Origin of the sequence: Bradyrhizobium sp. Arg816, assembly GCF_029989365.1 — a bacterium.
GTDB lineage: Bacteria > Pseudomonadota > Alphaproteobacteria > Rhizobiales > Xanthobacteraceae > Bradyrhizobium.
Map to the genome: position 1 here is coordinate 548,537 of NZ_JAPRAQ010000003.1, position 20,509 is coordinate 569,045.

At 66.0% G+C, this 20,509-nt stretch carries 15 protein-coding genes; 4 read left to right on the plus strand and 11 right to left on the minus strand.

Annotation, left to right across the window (positions count from 1 at the left end):
- The first annotated feature begins 120 nt into the window (after positions 1–120).
- Positions 121–1,965, plus strand: a complete 1,845-nt coding sequence (locus tag OWC48_RS11340; RefSeq protein ID WP_282520043.1) for an ABC transporter ATP-binding protein/permease — start codon at positions 121–123, stop codon at positions 1,963–1,965.
- A 230-nt stretch (positions 1,966–2,195) separates the two neighbouring features.
- Here OWC48_RS11340 and OWC48_RS11345 read toward each other — a convergent pair whose 3' ends face one another.
- Genes OWC48_RS11345 through OWC48_RS11355 form a run of 3 tightly spaced genes read right to left on the minus strand, consistent with a single transcriptional unit; the run spans position 2,196 to position 4,703 of the window.
- Entirely contained in the window at positions 2,196–2,642 is a 447-nt protein-coding gene (locus OWC48_RS11345; protein ID WP_282520044.1) for a GNAT family N-acetyltransferase, read from the minus strand.
- Entirely contained in the window at positions 2,642–3,670 is a 1,029-nt protein-coding gene (locus OWC48_RS11350) for a peptidoglycan -binding protein (protein WP_282520045.1), read from the minus strand. The genes OWC48_RS11345 and OWC48_RS11350 overlap by 1 nt, the downstream gene beginning before the upstream one ends.
- Before the next feature lie 4 nt (positions 3,671–3,674).
- Positions 3,675–4,703 carry a flagellar motor protein MotA gene (locus OWC48_RS11355; protein WP_282520046.1) on the minus strand — a complete coding sequence of 343 codons (1,029 nt, stop codon included), beginning with the start codon at positions 4,701–4,703 and terminating at the stop codon, positions 3,675–3,677.
- 209 nt (positions 4,704–4,912) lie between these two features.
- Between OWC48_RS11355 and OWC48_RS11360 the strand changes: the two genes are divergently transcribed.
- From OWC48_RS11360 to OWC48_RS11370, 3 genes are all read left to right on the plus strand, one after another.
- Complete coding sequence (locus OWC48_RS11360) at positions 4,913–5,941, plus strand: cyclopropane-fatty-acyl-phospholipid synthase family protein (RefSeq protein WP_282520047.1); 1,029 nt, start codon at positions 4,913–4,915, stop codon at positions 5,939–5,941.
- 232 nt (positions 5,942–6,173) lie between these two features.
- Positions 6,174–7,367 (plus strand): efflux RND transporter periplasmic adaptor subunit, encoded by a 1,194-nt coding sequence (locus tag OWC48_RS11365; RefSeq protein ID WP_282520048.1) that lies wholly within the window; start codon positions 6,174–6,176, stop codon positions 7,365–7,367.
- A 6-nt stretch (positions 7,368–7,373) separates the two neighbouring features.
- On the plus strand, positions 7,374–10,535 hold the full coding sequence (locus OWC48_RS11370; protein WP_282520049.1) for a multidrug efflux RND transporter permease subunit: 3,162 nt from the start codon (positions 7,374–7,376) through the stop codon (positions 10,533–10,535).
- A 189-nt stretch (positions 10,536–10,724) separates the two neighbouring features.
- Here the strand turns inward: OWC48_RS11370 and OWC48_RS11375 are convergent, their stop codons facing one another.
- The 8 genes from OWC48_RS11375 to tkt all read right to left on the minus strand — a co-directional run bounded on the left by OWC48_RS11375 (position 10,725) and on the right by tkt (position 20,294).
- Complete coding sequence (locus OWC48_RS11375) at positions 10,725–11,510, minus strand: inositol monophosphatase family protein (protein ID WP_028150910.1); 786 nt, start codon at positions 11,508–11,510, stop codon at positions 10,725–10,727.
- Between the two features lie 97 nt (positions 11,511–11,607).
- Positions 11,608–12,684 (minus strand): tetratricopeptide repeat protein, encoded by a 1,077-nt coding sequence (locus OWC48_RS11380; RefSeq protein ID WP_282520050.1) that lies wholly within the window; start codon positions 12,682–12,684, stop codon positions 11,608–11,610.
- Positions 12,685–12,692: 8 nt separating this feature from the next.
- Complete coding sequence (locus OWC48_RS11385; protein ID WP_282520051.1) at positions 12,693–13,367, minus strand: thiamine phosphate synthase; 675 nt, start codon at positions 13,365–13,367, stop codon at positions 12,693–12,695.
- A gap of 3 nt (positions 13,368–13,370) precedes the next feature.
- Complete coding sequence (locus OWC48_RS11390) at positions 13,371–14,396, minus strand: class I fructose-bisphosphate aldolase (RefSeq protein WP_282520052.1); 1,026 nt, start codon at positions 14,394–14,396, stop codon at positions 13,371–13,373.
- Positions 14,397–14,676: 280 nt separating this feature from the next.
- Entirely contained in the window at positions 14,677–15,744 is a 1,068-nt protein-coding gene (fba, locus tag OWC48_RS11395) for a class II fructose-bisphosphate aldolase (protein WP_071916654.1), read from the minus strand.
- A 51-nt stretch (positions 15,745–15,795) separates the two neighbouring features.
- Positions 15,796–16,992: a phosphoglycerate kinase gene (locus tag OWC48_RS11400; RefSeq protein ID WP_282520053.1), complete on the minus strand. Its 1,197-nt coding sequence runs from the start codon at positions 16,990–16,992 to the stop codon at positions 15,796–15,798.
- 139 nt (positions 16,993–17,131) lie between these two features.
- Positions 17,132–18,139 (minus strand): type I glyceraldehyde-3-phosphate dehydrogenase, encoded by a 1,008-nt coding sequence (gap, locus tag OWC48_RS11405; protein ID WP_085401784.1) that lies wholly within the window; start codon positions 18,137–18,139, stop codon positions 17,132–17,134.
- Positions 18,140–18,308: 169 nt separating this feature from the next.
- Positions 18,309–20,294, minus strand: coding sequence for a transketolase (tkt, locus tag OWC48_RS11410; protein ID WP_282520054.1), 1,986 nt, complete (start codon positions 20,292–20,294; stop codon positions 18,309–18,311).
- Between the last annotated feature and the right edge of the window lie 215 nt (positions 20,295–20,509).

Consider the following 20,509-nt stretch of genomic DNA (forward strand, 5'->3'; position numbering starts at 1 on the left):
TTTAAAACAAGCCATTGTGGGCACACGAGAACCGGGCCGTCCCCTAAGGGACATCCCGGATTTGCCACTCCCCCTGCAGCGGCCTATGTGGAGTTAATCTGTCTCCTTGGGTCCGATCTCATGAGCGCTGTGGAACGGCTTGACGACCAGTACCGCGACGAGCGCGCCGGGCCTGAGGCCCCGTCGATCGAAGCCGAGTTGATCGAGGCGCCGGCGAAGAGCCGCGCCAAGCTGCGGCCGCTGCTGGCGCTCGCGCCCTATGTGGCCCGCTATCGCGGCCGCGCGGCGCTCGCTTTCGTCGCGCTCACGGTCGCGGCGCTGACCACGCTGCTGGTGCCGGTCGCTGTGCGCAGGATGATCGATTTCGGCCTGACGCCGGAAGGCATCGCGCTGATCAACAGCTACTTCTCGGTGATGATCGCGGTGGTCGCCGTGCTCGCGCTTGCCAGCGCCTCGCGATACTACCTCGTGATGACGATCGGCGAGCGCATCGTCGCCGACCTCCGGCGCGACGTCTTCGCCCATCTGCTCTCGCTCTCGCCGGCCTTCTTCGATTCCGCGCGCAGCGGTGAGCTGGTGTCGCGGCTCACGGCCGACACCACCCAGATCAAGTCCGCGGTCGGCGCCTCCGTCTCGATCGCGCTGCGCAATCTCATGATGTTCTTCGGCGCGGCGGCGATGATGGTGATCACCAGCCCGCGCCTCTCCGGCTTCGTGCTGCTCGCCATTCCCCTGATCGTGCTGCCGCTGGTCGCGTTCGGGCGCTGGGTGCGGCGTCTGTCGCGCAATGCGCAGGACACGCTGGCCGATGCTTCGGCCTATGCGGGCGAGCTGGTCGGCGCCATCCGCACCGTGCAGGCCTATACCAGCGAAGGGCTCGCCGAGAAGCGTTTTGGCGGCGAGGTCGAGCAGGCCTATGAGGCCGCGCGCACGTCCACGCAGGCCCGCGCCGTGCTCACCGCCATCATCATCTTCATCGTGTTCGCAAGCGTGGTCGCGATCCTCTGGATCGGCTCGCATGACGTCCTGATCGGCACGATCTCGCCGGGCCGGCTCGGCCAGTTCGTGCTCTATGCGGCCTTCGCCGCGGCGGGCCTCGGCCAGCTCAGCGAGGTCTGGGGCGAAGTCTCGGCCGCCTCCGGCGCCGCCGAGCGCCTGTTCGAGATCCTGCATGTGCAGCCCGAGATCACCGCGCCGGCGTCACCGCGCGCGCTGCCGGTGCCGGCGCGCGGCGAGGTCGGCTTCGACCAGGTCAGCTTCGCTTATCCGGCGCGGCCAAACGTCAATGTGCTCGATGCCGTGTCGTTCACCGTGCGCCCCGGCGAGAAGGTCGCGATCGTCGGCCCGTCAGGCGCCGGCAAGAGCACCATCTTTCATCTCCTGCTGCGCTTCTACGACCCGCGGGGCGGCGCGATCTCCCTCGACGGCGTGCCGGTCAAATCCGCCGACCCGCGCGATTTCCGCTTGCGCATCGCACTCGTGCCGCAGGAATCCAACGTGTTTGCCGCCAGCGCCCGCGAGAACATCCGTTTCGGCCGGCCCGATGCGACCGATGCCGAGGTCGAGCGTGCGGCCGAGCTCGCGCACGCCGCCGAATTCATCCGCCGCCTGCCCGAAGGTTTTGACGCTCCGCTCGGCGAGCGCGGCGTCACGCTGTCCGGCGGCCAGCGCCAGCGCATCGCGATCGCCCGCGCCATCCTGCGCGATGCGCCGCTCTTGCTGCTCGATGAGGCCACCTCCGCGCTCGATGCCGAAAGCGAGACGCTGGTGCAGACCGCGCTGGAAGAGCTGATGCGCCACCGCACCACGCTGGTGATCGCACATCGTCTTGCCACCGTGCTGTCCTGCGATCGCATCCTGGTGATGGACCATGGCAAGATCGTCGAGCAGGGCACGCATGCCGAGCTCGTTGCTGCGAACGGGCTTTATGCGCGGCTGGCGAGGCTGCAGTTCGAGGGCGCGTGAGGCGTCCCGCCTGCTGCCTCATTCACGGTGTCATCGCCCGCGAAAGCGGGCGATCCAGTATTCCAGAGACAATAGTGAGATTCGGAGAAGTCGCGGCGTACTGGATGATGCCTCGGTCCCGGCTCCGCCAAGGCTACGCGGGGCCACAAGCTCGCTCGGCCGCCGAAGCTTCAGCGAAGGCGGCAAGCCCGGGGCACGACAGCGGAGGGTGGGGCTGGCAGCAAACCTCGTCACGCCCGCCATTCCATCTTCAGCACCGGCCGTCCCGAGGTCGGGTTCAAATCCTCGCCGGCATGCGCAAAGCCGTTGCGCTCGTAGAAGCGGATGGCGCGGGCATTGTCCTTGTTGACGAGCAGCGTGATGCCTGACGGTGACAGGCGCTTGGCCTCATCCACCAGCAGCCTCGCCGCATCCGAGCCCCAGTGCGCGGGATCGACCACGAGCTGGTCGAGATAGCCATCGCCGTCGATGGTGACGAAGCCGGCCAGCACGCCCTCCGCTTCCGCGACCACGATCGAGGCTTTCGGCACCAGATCCTTGCGCCAGCGCTGGCGCCACCAGTCCAGCCGCGCGGCGAAATCGATCTGCGGATAGGCCTGCTGCCAGGTGCGATGCCAGAGGTCGATCGCGGCGGCTTCGTCCTCGGGGCGGTAGGGGCGGAGGTGGAGGGCGCTCACTACCGCTCCGTCAGCTTCAGCTCGATGCGGCGGTTGCGCTTGTAGGCCTCTTCCGTGTTGGCGGCGTCGAGCGGCTGGAATTCGCCGAAGCCGGCGGCGACAAGGCGCTGGGCCGGCACGCCGAGCGAGATCAGATATTGCACCACCGAGATCGAGCGCGCGGCGGACAGGTCCCAGTTCGACTTGAAGTTCGCGCCGCTCACCGGGCGGACGTCGGTGTGGCCATCGACGCGCAGCACCCAGGGAATATCGCTCGGGATCTTCTTGTCGAGCTCGATCAGCGCGGCTGCCAGGGTGTCAAGCTCCGCGCGGCCCTCGGGCAGAAGCACCGCCTGGCCGGTGTCGAAGAACACTTCTGACTGGAACACGAAGCGGTCGCCGACGATGCGGATGTCAGGGCGGTTGCCGAGAATGGCGCGCAGGCGGCCGAAGAACTCCGAGCGATAGCGCGACAATTCCTGCACGCGCTGCGCCAGCGCGACATTCAGGCGAGACCCCAGATCGGCGATGCGGTTCTGCGATTCCTTGTCGCGCTTCTCGCTGGCGTCGAGCGCCTCCTCCAACGCCGCCAGTTGCCGCCGCAGCGCGCTGATCTGCTGGTTCAGCACCTCGATCTGCGCCAGCGCCCGCGCCGAGACCGCTTTCTCCGAGTCCAGCGCCTTGCCGAGCTCGGTGGTCTTGCCTTGGGCGTCGTTGCCGGCGGCGGCGAGGCCGTCATAGAGTCCCTTGATGCGATCGCGCTCGGTCTCGGCCGAGGCGAGGCCGGCTTTCAGTGACGAGACCTGGTCGTCGAGCGTGAGCTTGCCGAGCTTCTCCAGCGACAAGAGCTCGTTGAGCTGGGCGATCTTGGCGTTGAGCTGCTCCAGCGCCTTGTCCTTGCCGGTGACCTCCTGCGACAGGAAGAACTGCACGACCAAAAATACCGACAGCAGGAACACGATCGACAGCACCAGCGTCGACAGCGCGTCGACGAATCCGGGCCAGTAGTTGAAGCCGGCTTCGCTGCGGCGGCCGCGCGCTAGAGCCATGTCGCTAACCCTTCTCCGGCTGGCGCGCGATGCGCTCCAGCAGGCGGCGGATCTCGCGGTTCTGCTCGCCCTGGCCGTCGGCCCATTCGCGGATCATCTGCTGCTCGGTCCGCATGTGCGAGACCAGCGCCTGGATGGCTTCGGCAAGGCTCGCCATGGCCGCCGTGGTGCCGCGGCTGGCGCTGCCTTCCTCGAGCACGGAGCGTAAGCGCTCGACGGCGGCCTGGAGCTCGCCGCTGGCAACGCCGCCGCCGCCACCACCGCTGGCTGCGACCGCAACCTCGCCGTGGCCATATTCGCGCACGGTGGTGGCGAGCCAGTCTTCGAGGTCGGTGTAGAAGCGGTTCTGGGCCTGGCTCGACTGCAAATCGAGGAAGCCGAGGATCAGCGAGCCGGCGAGGCCGAACAGCGAGCTCGAGAACGAGATGCCCATACCGCCGAGCGGGGCGGCGAGGCCCTCCTTCAGCGTGTCGAACAGGGCGCCGGAATCGCCCCCGACCTTGAGCCCGTCGATCACCTTGCCGACCGAGCCGACCGTCTCGATCAGGCCCCAGAAGGTGCCGAGCAGGCCGAGGAAGACCAGCAAGCCGGTCATGTAGCGGGAGATGTCCCGGGCCTCGTCCAGGCGGGTCGCGATCGAATCGAGCAGGTGCCGCATGGTGGTCTGGGTGATCGTCATCCGCCCGGTGCGCTCGCCGCCGAGGATCATGGCCATCGGCGCCAGCAGCTTCGGGTGCCGGGACGGCGCCAGGCCGGGATCGGCGATGCGGAAATTGTTGACCCAGGAGACTTCGGGGTAGAGCCGTATCACTTGGCGGAAGGCCAGGATGATGCCGATGAACAGCACGCCGCCGATCAGGGCATTGAGGCCGGGATTGGCGAAGAAGGCCAGGATGATCTGCTTGTAGAGCACCACGCCGACCAGGGTGCACAGCACCAGAAAGACCAGCATCCGCACCAGGAAAACGCTGGGCGAGGATAGCTTGGTATATTCGATATCGATGGGGGAGCGGGGCGAGGCGCCTGGCGGCATGGCCGGTATCATCCGTTACGAACTTGCTTGCGGGGCGCACTATGGCACAGCGGCAGCCCAAAAAAAGCGCCGGATGTGCCGATTTCGTGGAGAGCTCTCGGAACCCAAAGCTGAAACCGCGCTTTGATAGAGACGTATCTTGCAAAACGTCGGCATTCCACAGGCTTAGGTCGCATTTTCTCCCTGTCGCCCAGAGACGGAGTGGTTGCATGAGCGTCGTTTCCGCGTTCATCGTGTCCGCCGAACGCGTGCCGCTGCCTGATGTCGTGATCCGCGCCGCGATCCAGCGCCTGTGCTCGCGCAGGGCGACGCGCATGGCCGCGCTGGGCGCGGCCGATGATGCCGCCTTCGCCGGGCGGATGATCCTGCGGCCGATCGCCGGGGACGCGGATGCCGTCAATGCCGGCCATGACGAGGTGCCCGCGGCGTTCTTTGCGGAGGTGCTCGGGCCCAACCGCAACTACTCGTCCTGCTTCTACAAGTCCGATGCGAGCACGCTGCAGGAGGCGGAGGAGGAGGCGCTGCGCCAGACCGTCGAGCACGCCGGTCTCGCCGACGGCCAGACCATCCTCGAGCTCGGCTGTGGCTGGGGCTCGCTGTCGCTGTGGATGGCGCGGCGGTTCCCGCATGCGAAGGTGACGGCGGTGTCGAACTCGCAGGCCCAGCGCGTCTATGTCGAGGAGCAGGCGCGGCTGCGCGGACTGTTGAACCTGCGCGTGGTCGCCGCGGACATGAACGTGTTCGCGCCCGATGGGCAATTCGACCGCATCGTCTCGGTCGAGATGTTCGAGCAGATGATGAATTGGCGCAAGCTGATGACGCGCGTGCGATCCTGGCTCGCGCCTGACGGGCGCTTCTTCATGCACATCGTCACCCATCGCTCCGGCTCTCATCTGTTCGACCGCGCCAATCGCGAAGACTGGATAGCGCAGCATGTACTCATGGATGGATTGATGCCGAGCCATCACCTCGTCAGGCAATTCGGCGACGTCTTCAGGATCGAGAAGGAATGGTGCTGGAGCGGAACGCACTATCAGCGCACCGCGAACGACTGGCTCGCCAATTTCGATGCGCGTCGCGACACGATCGAAGCGTCCCTGCGCAGCGTCCATGGCGAGGAGACCGCTGTGTGGATGCGACGCTGGCGCTGGTTCTTCCTCGCGACATCAGGACTGTTCGGCCACGCCGATGGAACCGAATGGGGCGTGAGCCAGTACAGGATGAGGGCCTCCGGGTGATTGCGTTCTTCTGTCGCAGCCCGCGGTGATGGAACCCGACTCACAATCCGGTGAGCCTCGAAAAGCGCACTGAACTCAGCATGATAGGTCATGTGGCAATGAGCCGCCCGCGCAATGCGTTGCGTCGCAGCACGTACGTTCTATTTTGACGGCATCAGCCGCGTTGAATCGCCCAGAACGGGCTCGCGCGGAGCGTGATTTCAGTTTCAACAACATCGGGGCATTTAGTTTCATGTCAGGACTTCGCGCGCGATCGGCATGCGTTGCTATGATGCTCGCGGCCTTTACGCCGCTGCTCGCGGGCTGCGACGAATCCGTCTCTGCGGTGTCCGCTGCCCAGCCCGCCGATCCTGACGTCAGCGTCGTCATCGTCAAGCCGCAGCCGCGCGCCGTGGTGCGCGAGCTGCCGGGCCGCATCGCGCCGACGCGCGTCTCCGACGTGCGGCCGCGCATCTCCGGCATCGTGGTCGAACGCCTGTTCCGCCAGGGCAGCGAGGTGAAGGCCGGCGATCCGCTCTATCGCATCGATCCGCGTCCGTTCGAGGTCGAGGTGATGGCCACCGAGGCCGCCGTCGCCAAGGCCGAGGCCGCGCTGATGCAGGCGAGGCAGCAGGCGCACCGCATCGCCACCCTCACCAAGGATCGCGCCGCCCCGGAAGCCGAGAACGAAAAGGCGATCGCGGCCGAGCGCCAGGCCCATGCCGAGGTCGAAGGCCGCAAGGCCGAACTCGCGCGCGCCAAACTCAATCTCGACTATGCCACCGTGCGCGCGCCGATCGACGGCGTCGTCGGTGCGGCGCTGGTCAGCGAGGGTGCGCTCGCGGTGCAGAACGAGACCAACCTCGCCAGCATCCAGCAGCTCGATCCGATCTATGCCGACTTCACCCAGTCGGTGACCGAGCTCAACCAGCTCCGCCGCGCCTTCGAGAGCGGCGACCTCGAGCGCATCGCGGCCGATGCCGCCAAGGTGCGCCTTGTGCTCGACGACAACACCCTTTATTCGCTCGACGGCAAGCTGCTGTTCTCCGACGCCAAGGTCGATGCCCATACCGGCCAGGTGACCTTGCGCGGCGAATTCCGCAATCCCAAGCGCGAACTGCTGCCGGGCATGTATGTCCGCGTCCGCATCGACCAGGGTCTCGACAGCGACGCGATCGCGGTGCCGCAGCAGGCGATCCAGCGCAACGGCGGCGGCGGCAGCGAGGTGTTCGTCGTCAAGGACGACAACCACATCGCCGTGCAGCCGGTGCGCACGGGGTCGGTGCAGGACGGACTCTGGTTCGTGACCGAGGGCCTGAAGGCCGGCGACAAGGTCGTGGTCGAAGGCTTCCAGAAGTTCGCCGCCGGCGACAAGGTGAAGCCGCAATCCTGGTCGGAGGCGGACGCGACCGCGGACAACCGGCACGCCCAGAAGCTGACGCGGTAACGCGCCATGGCGAGTTTCTTCATCGACAGGCCGATCTTCGCCTGGGTGGTCGCGCTGTTCATCTGCTTGATCGGCGCGATCGCGGTTCCGTTGCTGCCGATCGCGCAATATCCGATCATCGCGCCGCCCTCGATCTCGATCTCGACCAGCTATCCCGGCGCCTCGCCCGAAAACCTCTACAACAGCGTCACCCGGCTGATCGAGGAGGAGCTCAACGGCGCCTCCGGCATCCTCAACTTTGAATCGACCAGCGACTCGCTCGGCCAGGTCGAGATCATCGCCAATTTCCAGCCGGGCACCGATACCAGCGCCGCCTCCGTCGAGGTGCAGAACCGCATCAAGCGCGTCGAGGCGCGGCTGCCCCGCGCGGTGATCCAGCAGGGCATCCTGATCGAGGAAGCCTCGAGCGCCGTGCTCCAGATCATCACGCTGAACTCGACCGACGGCAGCCTCGACGAAGTCGGCCTCGGCGATTTCATGATCCGCAACGTGCTCGGCGAGATACGCCGCATCCCCGGCGTCGGCCGCGCCACGCTCTATTCGACCGAACGCAGCTTGCGCGTCTGGGTCGATCCGGCGAAGCTCGTCGGCTACGGGCTGACCGCGGACGACGTCAACAAGGCGATCGCCGCGCAGAACGCGCAGGTCGCGTCGGGCAGCATCGGCGCCGAGCCGTCGACCTCGAGCCAGCGCACCTCCTCGCTGGTGCTGGTCAAGGGCCAGCTCTCGTCCCCGGACGAATTCGGTTCCATCATCCTGCGCGCCAATGCCGACGGTTCGACCGTGCGGTTGCGCGACGTCGCACGCATCGAGGTCGGCGGCCTCAGCTACCAGTTCAACACGCGCCTGAACGGCAAGCCGACCGCGGGCCTCTCCGTGCTGATGTCGCCGACCGGCAACGCGCTGGCGACCGCGGGCGCGGTCGAGGAGAAGATGAAGGAGCTGTCGCGCTTCTTCCCGGCCAACATCTCCTACGAGATCCCCTACAACATCACGCCCGTGGTCGAGGCCTCGATCAAGAAGGTGCTGACGACGCTGGTCGAAGCCGTGGTGCTGGTGTTCGTGGTGATGTTCCTGTTCCTGCAGAACATCCGCTACACCATCATCCCGACCATCGTGGTGCCCGTGGCGCTGCTGGGCGCGTGTACCACGCTGCTGCTCGCCGGCTATTCCATCAACATGCTCTCGATGTTCGGCATGGTGCTCGCGGTCGGCATCCTCGTCGACGACGCCATCGTCGTGGTCGAGAACGTCGAGCGCATCATGTCCGAGGAAGGCCTGCCGCCGAAGGAAGCGACGCGGAAGGCGATGGCGCAGATCTCGGGCGCCATCATCGGCATCACGCTGGTGCTGATGGCGGTGTTCGTGCCGATGGCGTTCTTCCCCGGCTCGGTCGGCATCATCTACCGCCAGTTCTCGGTGACCATGGTTGCCGCGATCGGCTTCTCCGCCTTCCTCGCGCTGTCGCTGACGCCGGCACTGTGCGCGACCCTGCTCAAGCCCGTCGCGGCCGGCCACGGCCATGCGAAGCGGGGCGTGTTCGGCTGGTTCAACCGCATGCTCGAAGGCGGCAAGGAGGGCTATTCCCGCACCGTCGGCTTCTCGCTGAAGCGGACCGGCCGCCTGATGCTGGTCTATGTCGCGCTGCTGGTCGGTCTCTCCTGGGCCTTCGTCAGCCTGCCCGGCGGCTTCCTGCCGATCGATGACCAGGGCTTCGTCACCACCGACGTGCAGACGCCGTCGGATTCGTCGTATCCCCGCACCGAGGCCGTCATCGAGAAGGTCGAGAAATATCTCGCCGAGCGGCCGGGTGTGAAGGATGTCACCTTCCTCACCGGCTTCAGCTTCTCCGGCCAGGGCATGAACACTGCGCAGGCCTTCATCACGCTGAAGGACTGGTCGGAGCGCGGGCCGAAGGACTCAGCCGCCGCGATCGTCAACGACATCAACCGCGATCTGTCGTCCTCGATCCGCGATGCAAAGATCTCTGCGCTCCAGCCGCCGCCGATCGACAATCTCGGCAATTCCTCGGGCTTCTCGTTCCGCCTCCAGGACCGCGGCCAGAAAGGCTATCCGGCATTGATGCGCGCCGCCGACCAGCTGATCGCGGAGGCCAATGCGAGCCCCGTGCTTCAGAAGGTCTATATCGAGGGCCTGCCCGAGGCCGGCGTTGTCAATCTCGTGATCGACCGCGAGAAGGCCGGCGCCTTCGGCGTCACCTTCGAGGACATCAACAACACGATCTCGACCAATCTCGGCTCGAACTACATCAACGACTTCCCGAACCGCGGCCGCATGCAGCGCGTCGTGGTGCAGGCGGACGCCCGCGACCGCATGCGGACCGAGGACATCCTCAACTACAACGTCAAGAACAGCCGTGGCCAGCTCGTGCCGTTCTCCTCTTTCGCCACGGTCGAATGGGCGCGCGGCCCGACGCAGATCGCCGGCTTCAATTATTATCCCGCAGTGCGCATCTCCGGCGAGGCGAAACCCGGCTTCACCTCGGGCGACGCGATCGCCGAGATGGAGCGGCTTGCCGGCAAATTGCCGCGCGGCTTCGGCTATGAATGGACCGGACAGTCGCTCCAGGAAAAACTCTCGGGCTCGCAGGCGCCGTTCCTGCTGGCGCTGTCGGTGTTCGTGGTGTTCCTGTGTCTTGCCGCGCTCTACGAGAGCTGGACCATTCCGCTCGCGGTGCTGCTCACGGTGCCGCTCGGCATCGTCGGCGCGGTGGCCGCGGCGATGCTGCGCGGCCTGCCCAACGACGTCTATTTCACCGTCGGCCTGATCACCATCATCGGCCTCGCGGCAAAGGACGCGATCCTGATCATCGAGTTCGCCAAGGATCTGCGGAAAGAAGGCAAGCCGCTGGTGGACGCCACCATCGAGGCCTGCCGCCTGCGCTTCCGCCCGATCCTGATGACCGGCCTTGCCTTCATCTGCGGCGTGCTGCCGATGGCCATCGCCCACGGCGCCGGCGGCGCCAGCCAGCAGGCGCTCGGCAGCATCGTGATGGGCGGCATGATCGCGGTGGTGATTTTGGCGCTGCTGATGGTGCCGGTGTTCTTCGTCTCGGTGCAGCGCGTGCTGGCGGGGGATCGGGAGCCGAAGGCGGCGAAGGACGGCGAGACATACGGGCCGCCCGCGCCGGTGCGGCATAGCCACTAAGGCGCGACGGCCGCTGCCTTCTTCGCCTCTCCCCGCTTGCGGGGAGAGGTCGGATCGCATCGCAGATGCGATCCGGGTGAGGGGGGCTCTCCGCGAGTCCAACCCGTACCGAGCTTGCCGAGGCAGCCCCTCACCCCAGCCCTCTCCCCGTAAGAACGGGGCGAGGGAGTGCACCGTCGATGCGGCGGCCTACTTCCGCAAAATCTTCACCAGCTCCCCGTGCACGAACTCATTGCCGCACACGACATGCCCGGTCACCAGCGCATCACCGGGCGTTGCGATGTCGCTCACCGTGCCGCCAGCCTCGCGCACCATGATCATGCCGGCGGCGATGTCCCAGGATTGCAGATTGCGCTCCCAGTAGCCGTCGAGGCGGCCGGCGGCGACGAAGGCGAGGTCGAGCGAGGCGGCGCCGAAACGGCGCAGGCCTGCGACGCGGTCCTGGATCGCGGTCATCTCGCGGCGGAATTCCTCGTGGTCGCCACGGCCGATATGGGGCAGGCCGCAGGCGACCACGCATTCGTTGAGCTGGCGGCGGCCGGCCACGCGCAGGCGCTGGTCGTTGAGGAAGGCGCCCTTGCCGCGCTCGGCGATGTAGAGCTCGTCATTGGCGGGGTTGTAGATCACGCCCGCAATGATCGTGCCCTCGCGCACGAGGCCGATCGAGATCGCGAATTGCGGGATGCCGTGCAGGAAGTTGGTGGTGCCGTCGAGCGGGTCGACGATCCAGGTGTGGCTCTTGTCGCTGCCTTCGCGGGTACCGCCTTCCTCGCCGATGAAGCCGTAGCCGGGACGGGCCTTGGCGAGGTCCTGGTAGAGGATCTCTTCGGCGCGCTTGTCGGCGAGCGAGACGAAATTGGCCGGCCCCTTCAGCGAGACCTGAAGATGCTCGATCTCGCCGAGATCGCGCTTGAGGCTGCGGCCAGCGCGGCGCGCGGCCTTGACCATGACGTTGATAGTTGCGGAATACAGCATGTGCTCTGGTCTTGATCGGGGGAAATGGCGCGAAATCGCGCCCGTTTGAAGGATGGGGTGCCCTGCGAGGGGCCCAAGGTCAAGTCATTGCGTCAAGTCATTTGGTCCCGAGCCATTTTCTGGCGGCGGCCTCGGCCTTGGAGCGGTCGTCGGCGGGCAGGTCGGAGAACTGCTTGTCGAGCTCCGGATCGCCCTTGCCGACGGTCTTGGCCACCAGGTGCCATTTAAAGCCCTCGATTTTGTCCACGGACGTGCCCATGCCGTTGATCAGCACCCAGGCCAAGCGGTTCTGCGCGATCGCGCTGCCCTGGCGGGAGGCCTTGCGGAGCAACGCGACGGCGGCCGGCTGGTTCTTCACCGTGCCGGTGCCGTTGAACATGGCGATGGCATATTCGACCTCGGCATCGACATTGTCCGCCAGTGAAGCCGCCTGGAGCAGCCGCACCGCGCGTTCCGGGTCCTTCGGCACGCCGGTGCCTTCCTTGTAGAAGGTCGCCAGCGCGTATTGCGCCTCGGGCAGGCCGGCATCGGCGGCCTGACGCAGCAGCTCGGCGGACCGCTTGACGTCCTGCGGCAGGGTCTGGCCGTCGAGGTAAAGCAGCGCGAGGTTATAGGCCGCCTTGGGCTCGCCGAGCTTGGCGGCGGAAGCCATCAGCTTCACCGCCTCGCTCTTGTCGACCGAGCCGCCGCGGCCGGAAATTCGCAGCATGGCGAGCGCGAACATCGCCTCGCGGTCGCCGGCATCGGCGGCGCGCTTGTACCATTCCAGCGCCTTGGCGTAGTCGCGGCGGATGCCCATGGCGTTGGAATAGAGCTCGCCGAGCATGGTCATCGCCTTGGGATCGCCCGCTTCTGCGCGGGCGGTGGCAAGATCGAACGCCGTCTTGTACTGGCCGCGCTGATAGGCGCCGAACACCAGATCGACATTGGGATTGTCGGTTGCCGGTGCGGGGATCACGGTTGCGGGCAGCGCCGGCTTGGGCGAGGCGGCCGGCTTGGGCGAGGCCGAAGGTTTTGGCGCCGGCGCGGCCTCCTTCTTCTTGGCGGCCGGGGGCGGCTTGGGCTTCTCAGGCACAGCGCTCGGCGTGGCCACCGGCGGCGTGATCTGGAGCTGCGCGGCCGCGGGCGCCGTCAGCAGCAGCGTGGCCAGGATGGTGATGCGCGGGAGCTTCATGTCGGGCGCTAGCCGTGCTCCTGACCCGCAAGCGCAGCCGCATGGGCCTTCTTGATCGCAGCGTCGACCTCGATCAGCGCGGCCTTGGGACCGCGCGGATCGGACCAGACGAAATCGCCGACCAGCACGAAATCGGCGCCGCTGGCGGCGAAGTCGTGCGCCTCTTCGAGCGAGGTGGCAAAGCCGACGCAGGGCGGCTCGAACAGCTCGGCCCACCAGTCCAGCCGCTCGGCGATCGCCTGGGACGACGGGCGTTGGCCCTTTGCATCAGGTTCGCCGAACAGCACGTAGTCCGCGCCTATCTCGCCCGCATCCATGGCATGGTGCCGCGTCGTCAGCCCGCCGACGCCAGCGATGCGATCGGGCTTGAGCGATGGCAGCGCCTCTTTCAGCGCGGCGATGCCGGGGAGGTGCGCGCCGTCGGCACCGCCACGTGCGACGAGCTCAGCATGGCCGTCGACGAGCAGCGCAGCGCCCGCCTTCTGGACCGGCGGCGCCAGCGCCTTGATGCGCGTGATCATGGTGCGCTGATCGGTCTCCTTCAGCCGAACCAGCACGGCCGCGACGTCGGCGGAGGCAAGCAGACCCGGCAGCTCGGCGGCGAGCGCAGCGGGATCATCGACAACGGGCGTCGCGAGATAGAGACGCGGCGCCGGGCGCGGCGGAGGCGATTTGTTCGACAAGATCTAGGCTGCTTTCTTTTCCAGGCTGCTTTGCCATTCGCCCTTGGACGCCAGACCATTCATCCGGGCGCGATGGCTGAATGCACTTTGGCCGGCTGCGACATTCTCGGCCTTGCCGGACCAGGCCTTCTGCGGCGCGGCCTGCAGCGCGCGGCCGTAGGAGAAGGTCAGGCCCCAGGGCAGCGGCCCGAGCTTGTGCATGGCGTTGAGATGCGCCGTCGCCTCTTCGTCCGACTGGCCGCCGGAGAGGAAGGCGATGCCGGGCACGGCCGCGGGCACGCAGGCCTTCAGCAGCCGAATTGTCTTCTCCGCGACTTCCTCGACGGGAGCCTGCTTCGCGCATTTCTTGCCAGAGATCGCCATGTTCGGCTTCAGCACCATGCCTTCGAGCGCAACGCGCTGCACGCGCAATTCCTGGAAGGTCTTGTTGAGCACGCGGGTCGTCACTTCATAGCAGCGGTCGATGTCGTGATCGCCGTCCATCAGCACCTCAGGCTCGACGATCGGCACGATCTGCGCGGCCTGGCACAGCGCTGCGTAGCGGGCCAGCGCATGGGCGTTGACGCCGATCGCGGTCATCGAGGGAATGCCGCTGCCGATATCGATCACCGCGCGCCATTTGGCGAAGCGCGCGCCGCGTTCGTAATATTTCTTCAGGCGCTCGGCGAGCTTGTCGAGCCCGACGGTGACGAGCTCGCCCGGGCACATCGGCAGGGCTTGCGTGCCCTCGTCGACCTTGATGCCGGGGATGGCGCCGCTCTGCTCGATCAGCTTGACCAGCGGCGTGCCGTCCTTCGCATCCTGCCAGATCGTCTCGTCATAGAGGATCACGCCGGAGATGTACTGGCTCATGGCCTCCCTGGAGCGGAACAGCATCTCGCGATAGTCACGGCGATTGCCTTCCGTCGATTCCACCCCGATCGCGTCAAAGCGCTTCTTGATGGTGCCGGAGGATTCGTCGGCGGCAAGGATGCCCTTGCCGGGCGCGACCATGGCGGTCGCGATCCTGTTGAGCTCAGTCAGATTCATCGAGAGGTCCTCCCAAAACGATGCTGCCCTTGCCTGTGAAAATAGACCGTTCTCGGGCAATTGCCGAGTTAACGTTCGTCGCAGGGTAAAAGGGGCGGGAGGTCAGTTGGGGATACGTTTGGCCGGGCTGGCTGCCCTTAACCTCGCCCCGCTTGCGGGGAGAGGTCGGTCGCGAAGCGACCGGGTGAGGGGGTACAGGTCTATCGATAGGGCACAACTCGCGGAAAGAGCCCCTCACCCCGACCCTCTCGCCGTAAGAACGGGGAGAGGGAGGGATACATCACGCCACCTTCGGATCCAGTTCGCCCTTGGCGTAGCGCTTGGCCATCTCGGCGGGGGTCAAAACCTTCTTGAACTTGGAGGCCTGGCCTGCGGTATTGAACTCCTGGAGCCGCTGCTTGCACAGCTTGGTCATCGCTTCCATCGCGGGCTTCAGGTACTTGCGCGGGTCGAACTCTTCCGGGTGCTCCTTGAACACCTTGCGGATCTGGCCGGTCATCGCCATGCGGTTGTCGGTGTCGATGTTGATCTTGCGCACGCCGTTCTTGATGCCGCGCTGGATCTCGGCCACCGGCACGCCCCAGGTCGGCTTCATCTTGCCGCCGAACTCGTTGATGATGTCCTGGAGGTCCTGCGGCACCGAGGAGGAGCCGTGCATCACCAGATGCGTGTTCGGCAGCTTGCGGTGGATCTCCTCGATCACCTTCATGGCGAGGATGTCGCCGTCGGGCTTGCGGGTGAACTTGTAGGCGCCGTGCGAGGTGCCCATCGCGATCGCGAGCGCGTCGACCTTGGTCTCCTGGACGAACTTCACGGCCTCGTCCGGATTGGTCAGGAGCTGGTCGTGGCTCAGCTTGCCTTCGGCGCCGTGGCCGTCTTCCTTGTCTCCCATGCCGGTTTCGAGCGAGCCGAGCACGCCGAGCTCACCCTCGACCGAGATGCCGCCGAGATGGGCCATGTCGGTCACGGTCTTGGTGACGCCGACATTGTAGGTCCAGTCGGCCGGGCTCTTGCCGTCGGCCTTGAGCGAGCCGTCCATCATCACTGAGGTGAAGCCGGCCTGGATCGCGGTCATGCAGGTCGCGGCCTCGTTGCCGTGGTCGAGATGCACGCAGACCGGAATGTGCGGATAGATCTCGGTCACCGCGTCCATCATGTGCTTGAGCATGATGTCGTTGGCGTAGGAGCGCGCACCGCGCGAGGCCTGGATGATGACGGGCGCGTCGACCGTGTTGGCCGCGTCCATGATCGCCAGCGCCTGCTCCATGTTGTTGATGTTGAAGGCCGGTACGCCGTAATCGTTCTCAGCCGCATGGTCGAGCAATTGACGCAACGTGATCCGAGCCATGTGTCTTTTTCTCCGGTTGGGCCTGCAAGGCCGACTTAAAAGGCCGACTGATTACTCGGTGCGCAGAACTTCGACGCCGGGAAGGGGCTTGCCTTCCATCCATTCAAGAAATGCGCCACCGGCGGTCGAGACATAGGTGAATTGACCGGCCACATGGGCCTGGTTGAGGGCCGCGACCGTGTCGCCACCGCCCGCGATCGAGATCAGCTTCTTCGCCTTGGTGCGCTCGGCGGCATGCTTGGCGGCCGACACGGTGCCGCGGTCGAACGGCTGCATCTCGAAGGCGCCGAGCGGTCCGTTCCAGACCAGCGTGGCGGCGTCGTCGATCGCCGCGTGGACGCGCGCGATCGATTGCGGGCCGACGTCGAGGATCATGCCGTCGGCCGGGATCGCATCGAGCCCGTAGGCATGCGAGGGCGCGTTCGCCGCGAAATGATAGGCGACGGTGGCGTCCACTGGCAGGATGATTGCGCAATTGGCGGCTTCCGCCTTCTCCATGATGCGGATCGCGGTCGCGGCGAGATCCTTCTCGGCCAGCGACTTGCCGACCGCGACGCCCTGGGCGTGCAGGAAGGTGTTGGCCATGCCGCCGCCGATCACGAGCGCGTCGACCTTGGTCACGAGGTTTTCGAGCAGATCGATCTTGGTCGAGACCTTGGCACCGCCGATGATCGCGATGACGGGCTTGGTCGGCGAGCCCAGCGCCTTCTCCAGCGCGACGAGCTCGGCCTGCATGGTGCGGCCGGCATAGGCCGGCAGCTTGTGGCCGAGGCCCTCGGTTGTGGCATGGGCGCGGTGCGCGGCCGAGAAGGCGTCGTTGACCCAGATGTCGCCGAGTTTTGCCAACTCCGCGACGATGGCGGGATCGTTCTTTTCCTCTTCCTTGTGGAAGCGGGTATTTTCCAGGCACAGGATGTCGCCATCCTTCAAGCCGGAAACGGCCGTGGCCGCGGGCTCGCCGACGCAGTCATCGGCGAAGGCGACGGGCCTGTTCACGACCTTCGACAGCGCTTCGGCAACCGGCTTGAGCGATTCCTTGGGGTCGCGTCCCTTCGGCCGGCCGAAATGCGCGAGCAGGATGACCTTGCCGCCTTTGTCCGAGATTTCGGTGATGGTCGGCGCGACGCGCTCGAGCCGGGTCGCGTCGCTGACGCGCCCGTTGTCCATGGGCACGTTGAGATCGACGCGCAGCAGCACGCGCTTGCCCTTCACGTCGACGTCGTCGAGGGTGCGGAATTTGTTGGTCATCGGACACTCTCTTGTCCCGGGCGCATAGCGGCGCGGAGTGTCGCTATGCAGAACCGGGACTTAACGCTGGAGGGACATGGGTCCCGGATCTGCGACGCAGCGTTTCACGCTGCATCGCGTCCGGGACACGAGCGCGGAGTTAGATCACCTTCGCGAACGCGACGGCGGTGTCCGCCATGCGGTTCGAGAAACCCCACTCGTTGTCGTACCAGGACATCACGCGCACCAGCGTGCCGTTCTGCACCTTGGTCTGGTCCTCGTGGAAGGTCGAGGAGTGCGGATCGTGGTTGAAGTCGATCGAGACGTTCGGCTGATTGGTATAGCCGAGAATGCCCTTGAGCTGCTGCTCGGAGGCGCGCTTCATCGCCGCGTTGATTTCCTTGGCGTCGGTGGCGCGCTTGGCGACGATCTTGAGGTCGATGACCGAGACGTTCGGGGACGGCACGCGGATCGAGACGCCGTCGAGCTTGCCCTTCAGCTCGGGCAGCACGAGGCCGATCGCCTTGGCGGCACCGGTCGAGGTCGGGATCATCGACATCGCCGCCGCACGGCCGCGGTAGAGATCCTTGTGCAGCGTGTCCAGCGTCGGCTGGTCGCCGGTGTAGGCGTGGATCGTGGTCATGAAGCCGGTCTCGATGCCGACCAGGTCGTTCAGCACCTTGGCGACCGGCGCAAGGCAATTGGTGGTGCAGGAGCCGTTGGAGACGACCAGATGATCCTTGGTCAGCGTGTCGTGGTTGACGCCGTAGACGATGGTGGCGTCGGCGCCGTCGGCGGGCGCGGAGACCAGCACGCGCTTGGCGCCTGCGGTGAGATGCGCGGAGGCCTTGTCCTTCGCGGTGAAGATGCCGGTGCATTCCATCGCGATGTCGACGCCGAGATCCTTCCAGGGCAGCTTCGAGGGATCGCGCTCGGCGGTCACCTTGATCTTGCCGCCGCCGAGGTTGATGGAGTCGCCATCGACGGTCACGGTGCCGGGGAAGCGGCCATGGACGCTGTCGAAGCGAAGGAGATGCGCGTTGGTCTCGACCGGGCCGAGGTCGTTGATGCCGACGACCTCGATGTCCTTGCGGCCGGACTCGGCAATAGCCCGCAGGATGTTGCGGCCGATGCGGCCAAAACCGTTAATTCCGACGCGGACTGCCATGTTTCATCTCCTTATGACCGTTCAATGACGGGTTCGATAAGCCCAATCATCCCGCACAACGCGCCATACGCGCCTGCGAGGGTTTTTTAGGGGCGGACGCCCGGTTCGGCCGGGCGATGCTTGATCATATGAGAGACTAGGTAGTCCTTTTTTTTGGCAAGCTCAACTCTCAGCTAACGCGCTTCAGCACAGCGTTAACCGCAGCCTCGGCGGTAATGCCGAAATGCTTGTAAAGATCCTTCGCCGGCGCGCTCGCGCCGAACGAATGCATGCCGATAAAATCGCCATCCTGGCCGATCACGGCATCCCAGCCCCAGCGCACTGCGGCCTCGATCGCGACCTTCACCGGCGCGTTGCCGATGATCTCGGCACGCTTGGCTTCTGGTTGCGCTAACAAAAGCTCGAGCGAGGGCACCGAGACCACCCGTGACGCGATGCCGCGCTCGGCGAGTTGCTTCTGGGCGGCGACCGCGATCTCGACCTCGGAGCCGGAAGCGAACAGCGTCGCCTTGGCTTCGCCCTGGGCTGCGACCAGCTCGTAGGCGCCGGCCGCGCAAGGACTGTCGTTCGGCGCATTGGTGCGGAGCTGCGGCAGGTTCTGCCGCGTCAGCGCCAGCACGGTCGGGCCGTCGATACGATTGAGCGCAAGTTCCCAGCACTCGGCGACCTCGATGGAGTCGGCGGGGCGGAACACGCGCATGTTCGGAATGGCGCGAAGTGCGGCGAGATGCTCGACCGGCTGGTGGGTCGGGCCGTCTTCGCCAAGACCGATGGAATCGTGCGTCATCACGTAGACGACGCCGGCGCCCATCAACGCCGCAAGGCGCATCGCGGGACGCGCATAGTCGGTGAACACCAGGAAGGTCGCACCGTTCGGTGCGAAGCCGCCATGCAGGAAGATGCCGTTCATCGCAGCCGCCATGCCGTGCTCGCGGATGCCGTAATGGATGAAGCGGCCCTTCGGCGTCTTGGCCGAGAAAGCTGTGGCCGACTTCGCCTTGTTGTTGTTGGAGCCGGTGAGGTCGGCCGAGCCGGCGAGGAATTCCATCGGCATCGCGCCGGCGATGACTTCGATCACCGCTTCCGAGGATTTGCGGGTCGCCGCGGTCATCGGCTTTTCCAGCAGCTCCTTCTTGTACGCGCGCACCGCCTTCGCGAGCGAGGCCGGACGCTCGTGACGCAGACGGCGCTCGAACTCGGCGCGCTTGCGGCTGCCGAGCTCACCGAGCCGTCCTTCCCATTCCTGCCGTGCCGCGGCGCCGCGGCTGCCGGCTGCGCGCCAGGCCTTCAGCACGTCATCCGGCACCGAGAACGGCTCGAGCGAGATGCCGAGATTTTCCTTGGCGGCCTTGAGCTCGTCGGCGCCGAGCGCCTCGCCATGCGCCTTAGCGGTGCCGGCCTTGTGCGGCGCGCCGAAGCCGATGGTGGTGCGGCAGGCGATCAGCGTCGGCTTGTTGGATTTTTGCGCGCGGGTGATCGCGGCAGTGATGGCGGCCTGGTCATGTCCGTCGATCTTTTCGGCGGCCCAGCCGCACGCCTTGAAGCGCTTCACCTGGTCGACGGAATCGGAGATCGAGGTCGGCCCGTCGATCGAGATGCCGTTGTCGTCGTAGAGCACGATCAGCTTGTTGAGCTTCCAGTGCCCGGCCATCGCGATCGCTTCCTGCGACACGCCTTCCATCAGGTCGCCGTCGGAGGCGAGCACGTAGGTGTGGTGGTCGACGATCTTCTTGCCGAACTCGGCGGCCAGCATCTTCTCGGCGAGCGCCATGCCGACCGCGGTCGAGATGCCCTGGCCGAGCGGACCGGTGGTGGTCTCGATGCCCTTGGTGTGGAAGTTCTCGGGGTGCCCCGGGGTCAGGCCGCCGAGCTGGCGGAACTGCTTGAGCTGATCCAGCGTCATGTCGGCATTGCCGGTCAGATACAGCAGCGAATAGAGCAGCATCGAACCGTGGCCGGCTGAGAGCACGAAGCGGTCGCGGTCGGGCCAGTCGGTGACTGCGGCGTCGAATTTCAGGAATTGCGTGAATAGCACCGTGGCCATGTCGGCGGCGCCCATCGGCAGGCCGGGATGGCCCGATTTCGCCTTCTCGACAGCGTCCATCGAGAGGCCACGGATCGCGTTGGCCATGCGGTTGTGGTCGACTTGCGTCATGTCTGAAATCCGTCTGAAATGAGGCGCTTGGCGGTGGTGCGGGTCGCGTGGGGGGAGCTTGGCGGCCACGGAAGGTTGGGCTGGGATAGCACCTCGGTTCCGGGAGTCCAAGGCAATCAAACGTCGGTTTGGCCGTAAAAGTTGCTTAGCAGTGCATAGTTTCGCGGCGACGTTGCGCTCCGCTAGCTTGCCACGTAAATTTCTGCTTCTAACCA

Coding starts and splice junctions, on each gene's coding strand:
- OWC48_RS11340 (WP_282520043.1), top strand. CDS start 121: ATGAGCGCTGTGGAACGGCTTGACGACCAGTACCGCGACGAGCGCGCC.
- OWC48_RS11350 (WP_282520045.1), bottom strand. CDS start 3,670: ATGGCTCTAGCGCGCGGCCGCCGCAGCGAAGCCGGCTTCAACTACTGG.
- OWC48_RS11355 (WP_282520046.1), bottom strand. CDS start 4,703: ATGCCGCCAGGCGCCTCGCCCCGCTCCCCCATCGATATCGAATATACC.
- OWC48_RS11360 (WP_282520047.1), top strand. CDS start 4,913: ATGAGCGTCGTTTCCGCGTTCATCGTGTCCGCCGAACGCGTGCCGCTG.
- OWC48_RS11365 (WP_282520048.1), top strand. CDS start 6,174: ATGTCAGGACTTCGCGCGCGATCGGCATGCGTTGCTATGATGCTCGCG.
- OWC48_RS11370 (WP_282520049.1), top strand. CDS start 7,374: ATGGCGAGTTTCTTCATCGACAGGCCGATCTTCGCCTGGGTGGTCGCG.
- OWC48_RS11375 (WP_028150910.1), bottom strand. CDS start 11,510: ATGCTGTATTCCGCAACTATCAACGTCATGGTCAAGGCCGCGCGCCGC.
- OWC48_RS11380 (WP_282520050.1), bottom strand. CDS start 12,684: ATGAAGCTCCCGCGCATCACCATCCTGGCCACGCTGCTGCTGACGGCG.
- OWC48_RS11390 (WP_282520052.1), bottom strand. CDS start 14,396: ATGAATCTGACTGAGCTCAACAGGATCGCGACCGCCATGGTCGCGCCC.
- fba (WP_071916654.1), bottom strand. CDS start 15,744: ATGGCTCGGATCACGTTGCGTCAATTGCTCGACCATGCGGCTGAGAAC.
- OWC48_RS11400 (WP_282520053.1), bottom strand. CDS start 16,992: ATGACCAACAAATTCCGCACCCTCGACGACGTCGACGTGAAGGGCAAG.
- gap (WP_085401784.1), bottom strand. CDS start 18,139: ATGGCAGTCCGCGTCGGAATTAACGGTTTTGGCCGCATCGGCCGCAAC.
- tkt (WP_282520054.1), bottom strand. CDS start 20,294: ATGACGCAAGTCGACCACAACCGCATGGCCAACGCGATCCGTGGCCTC.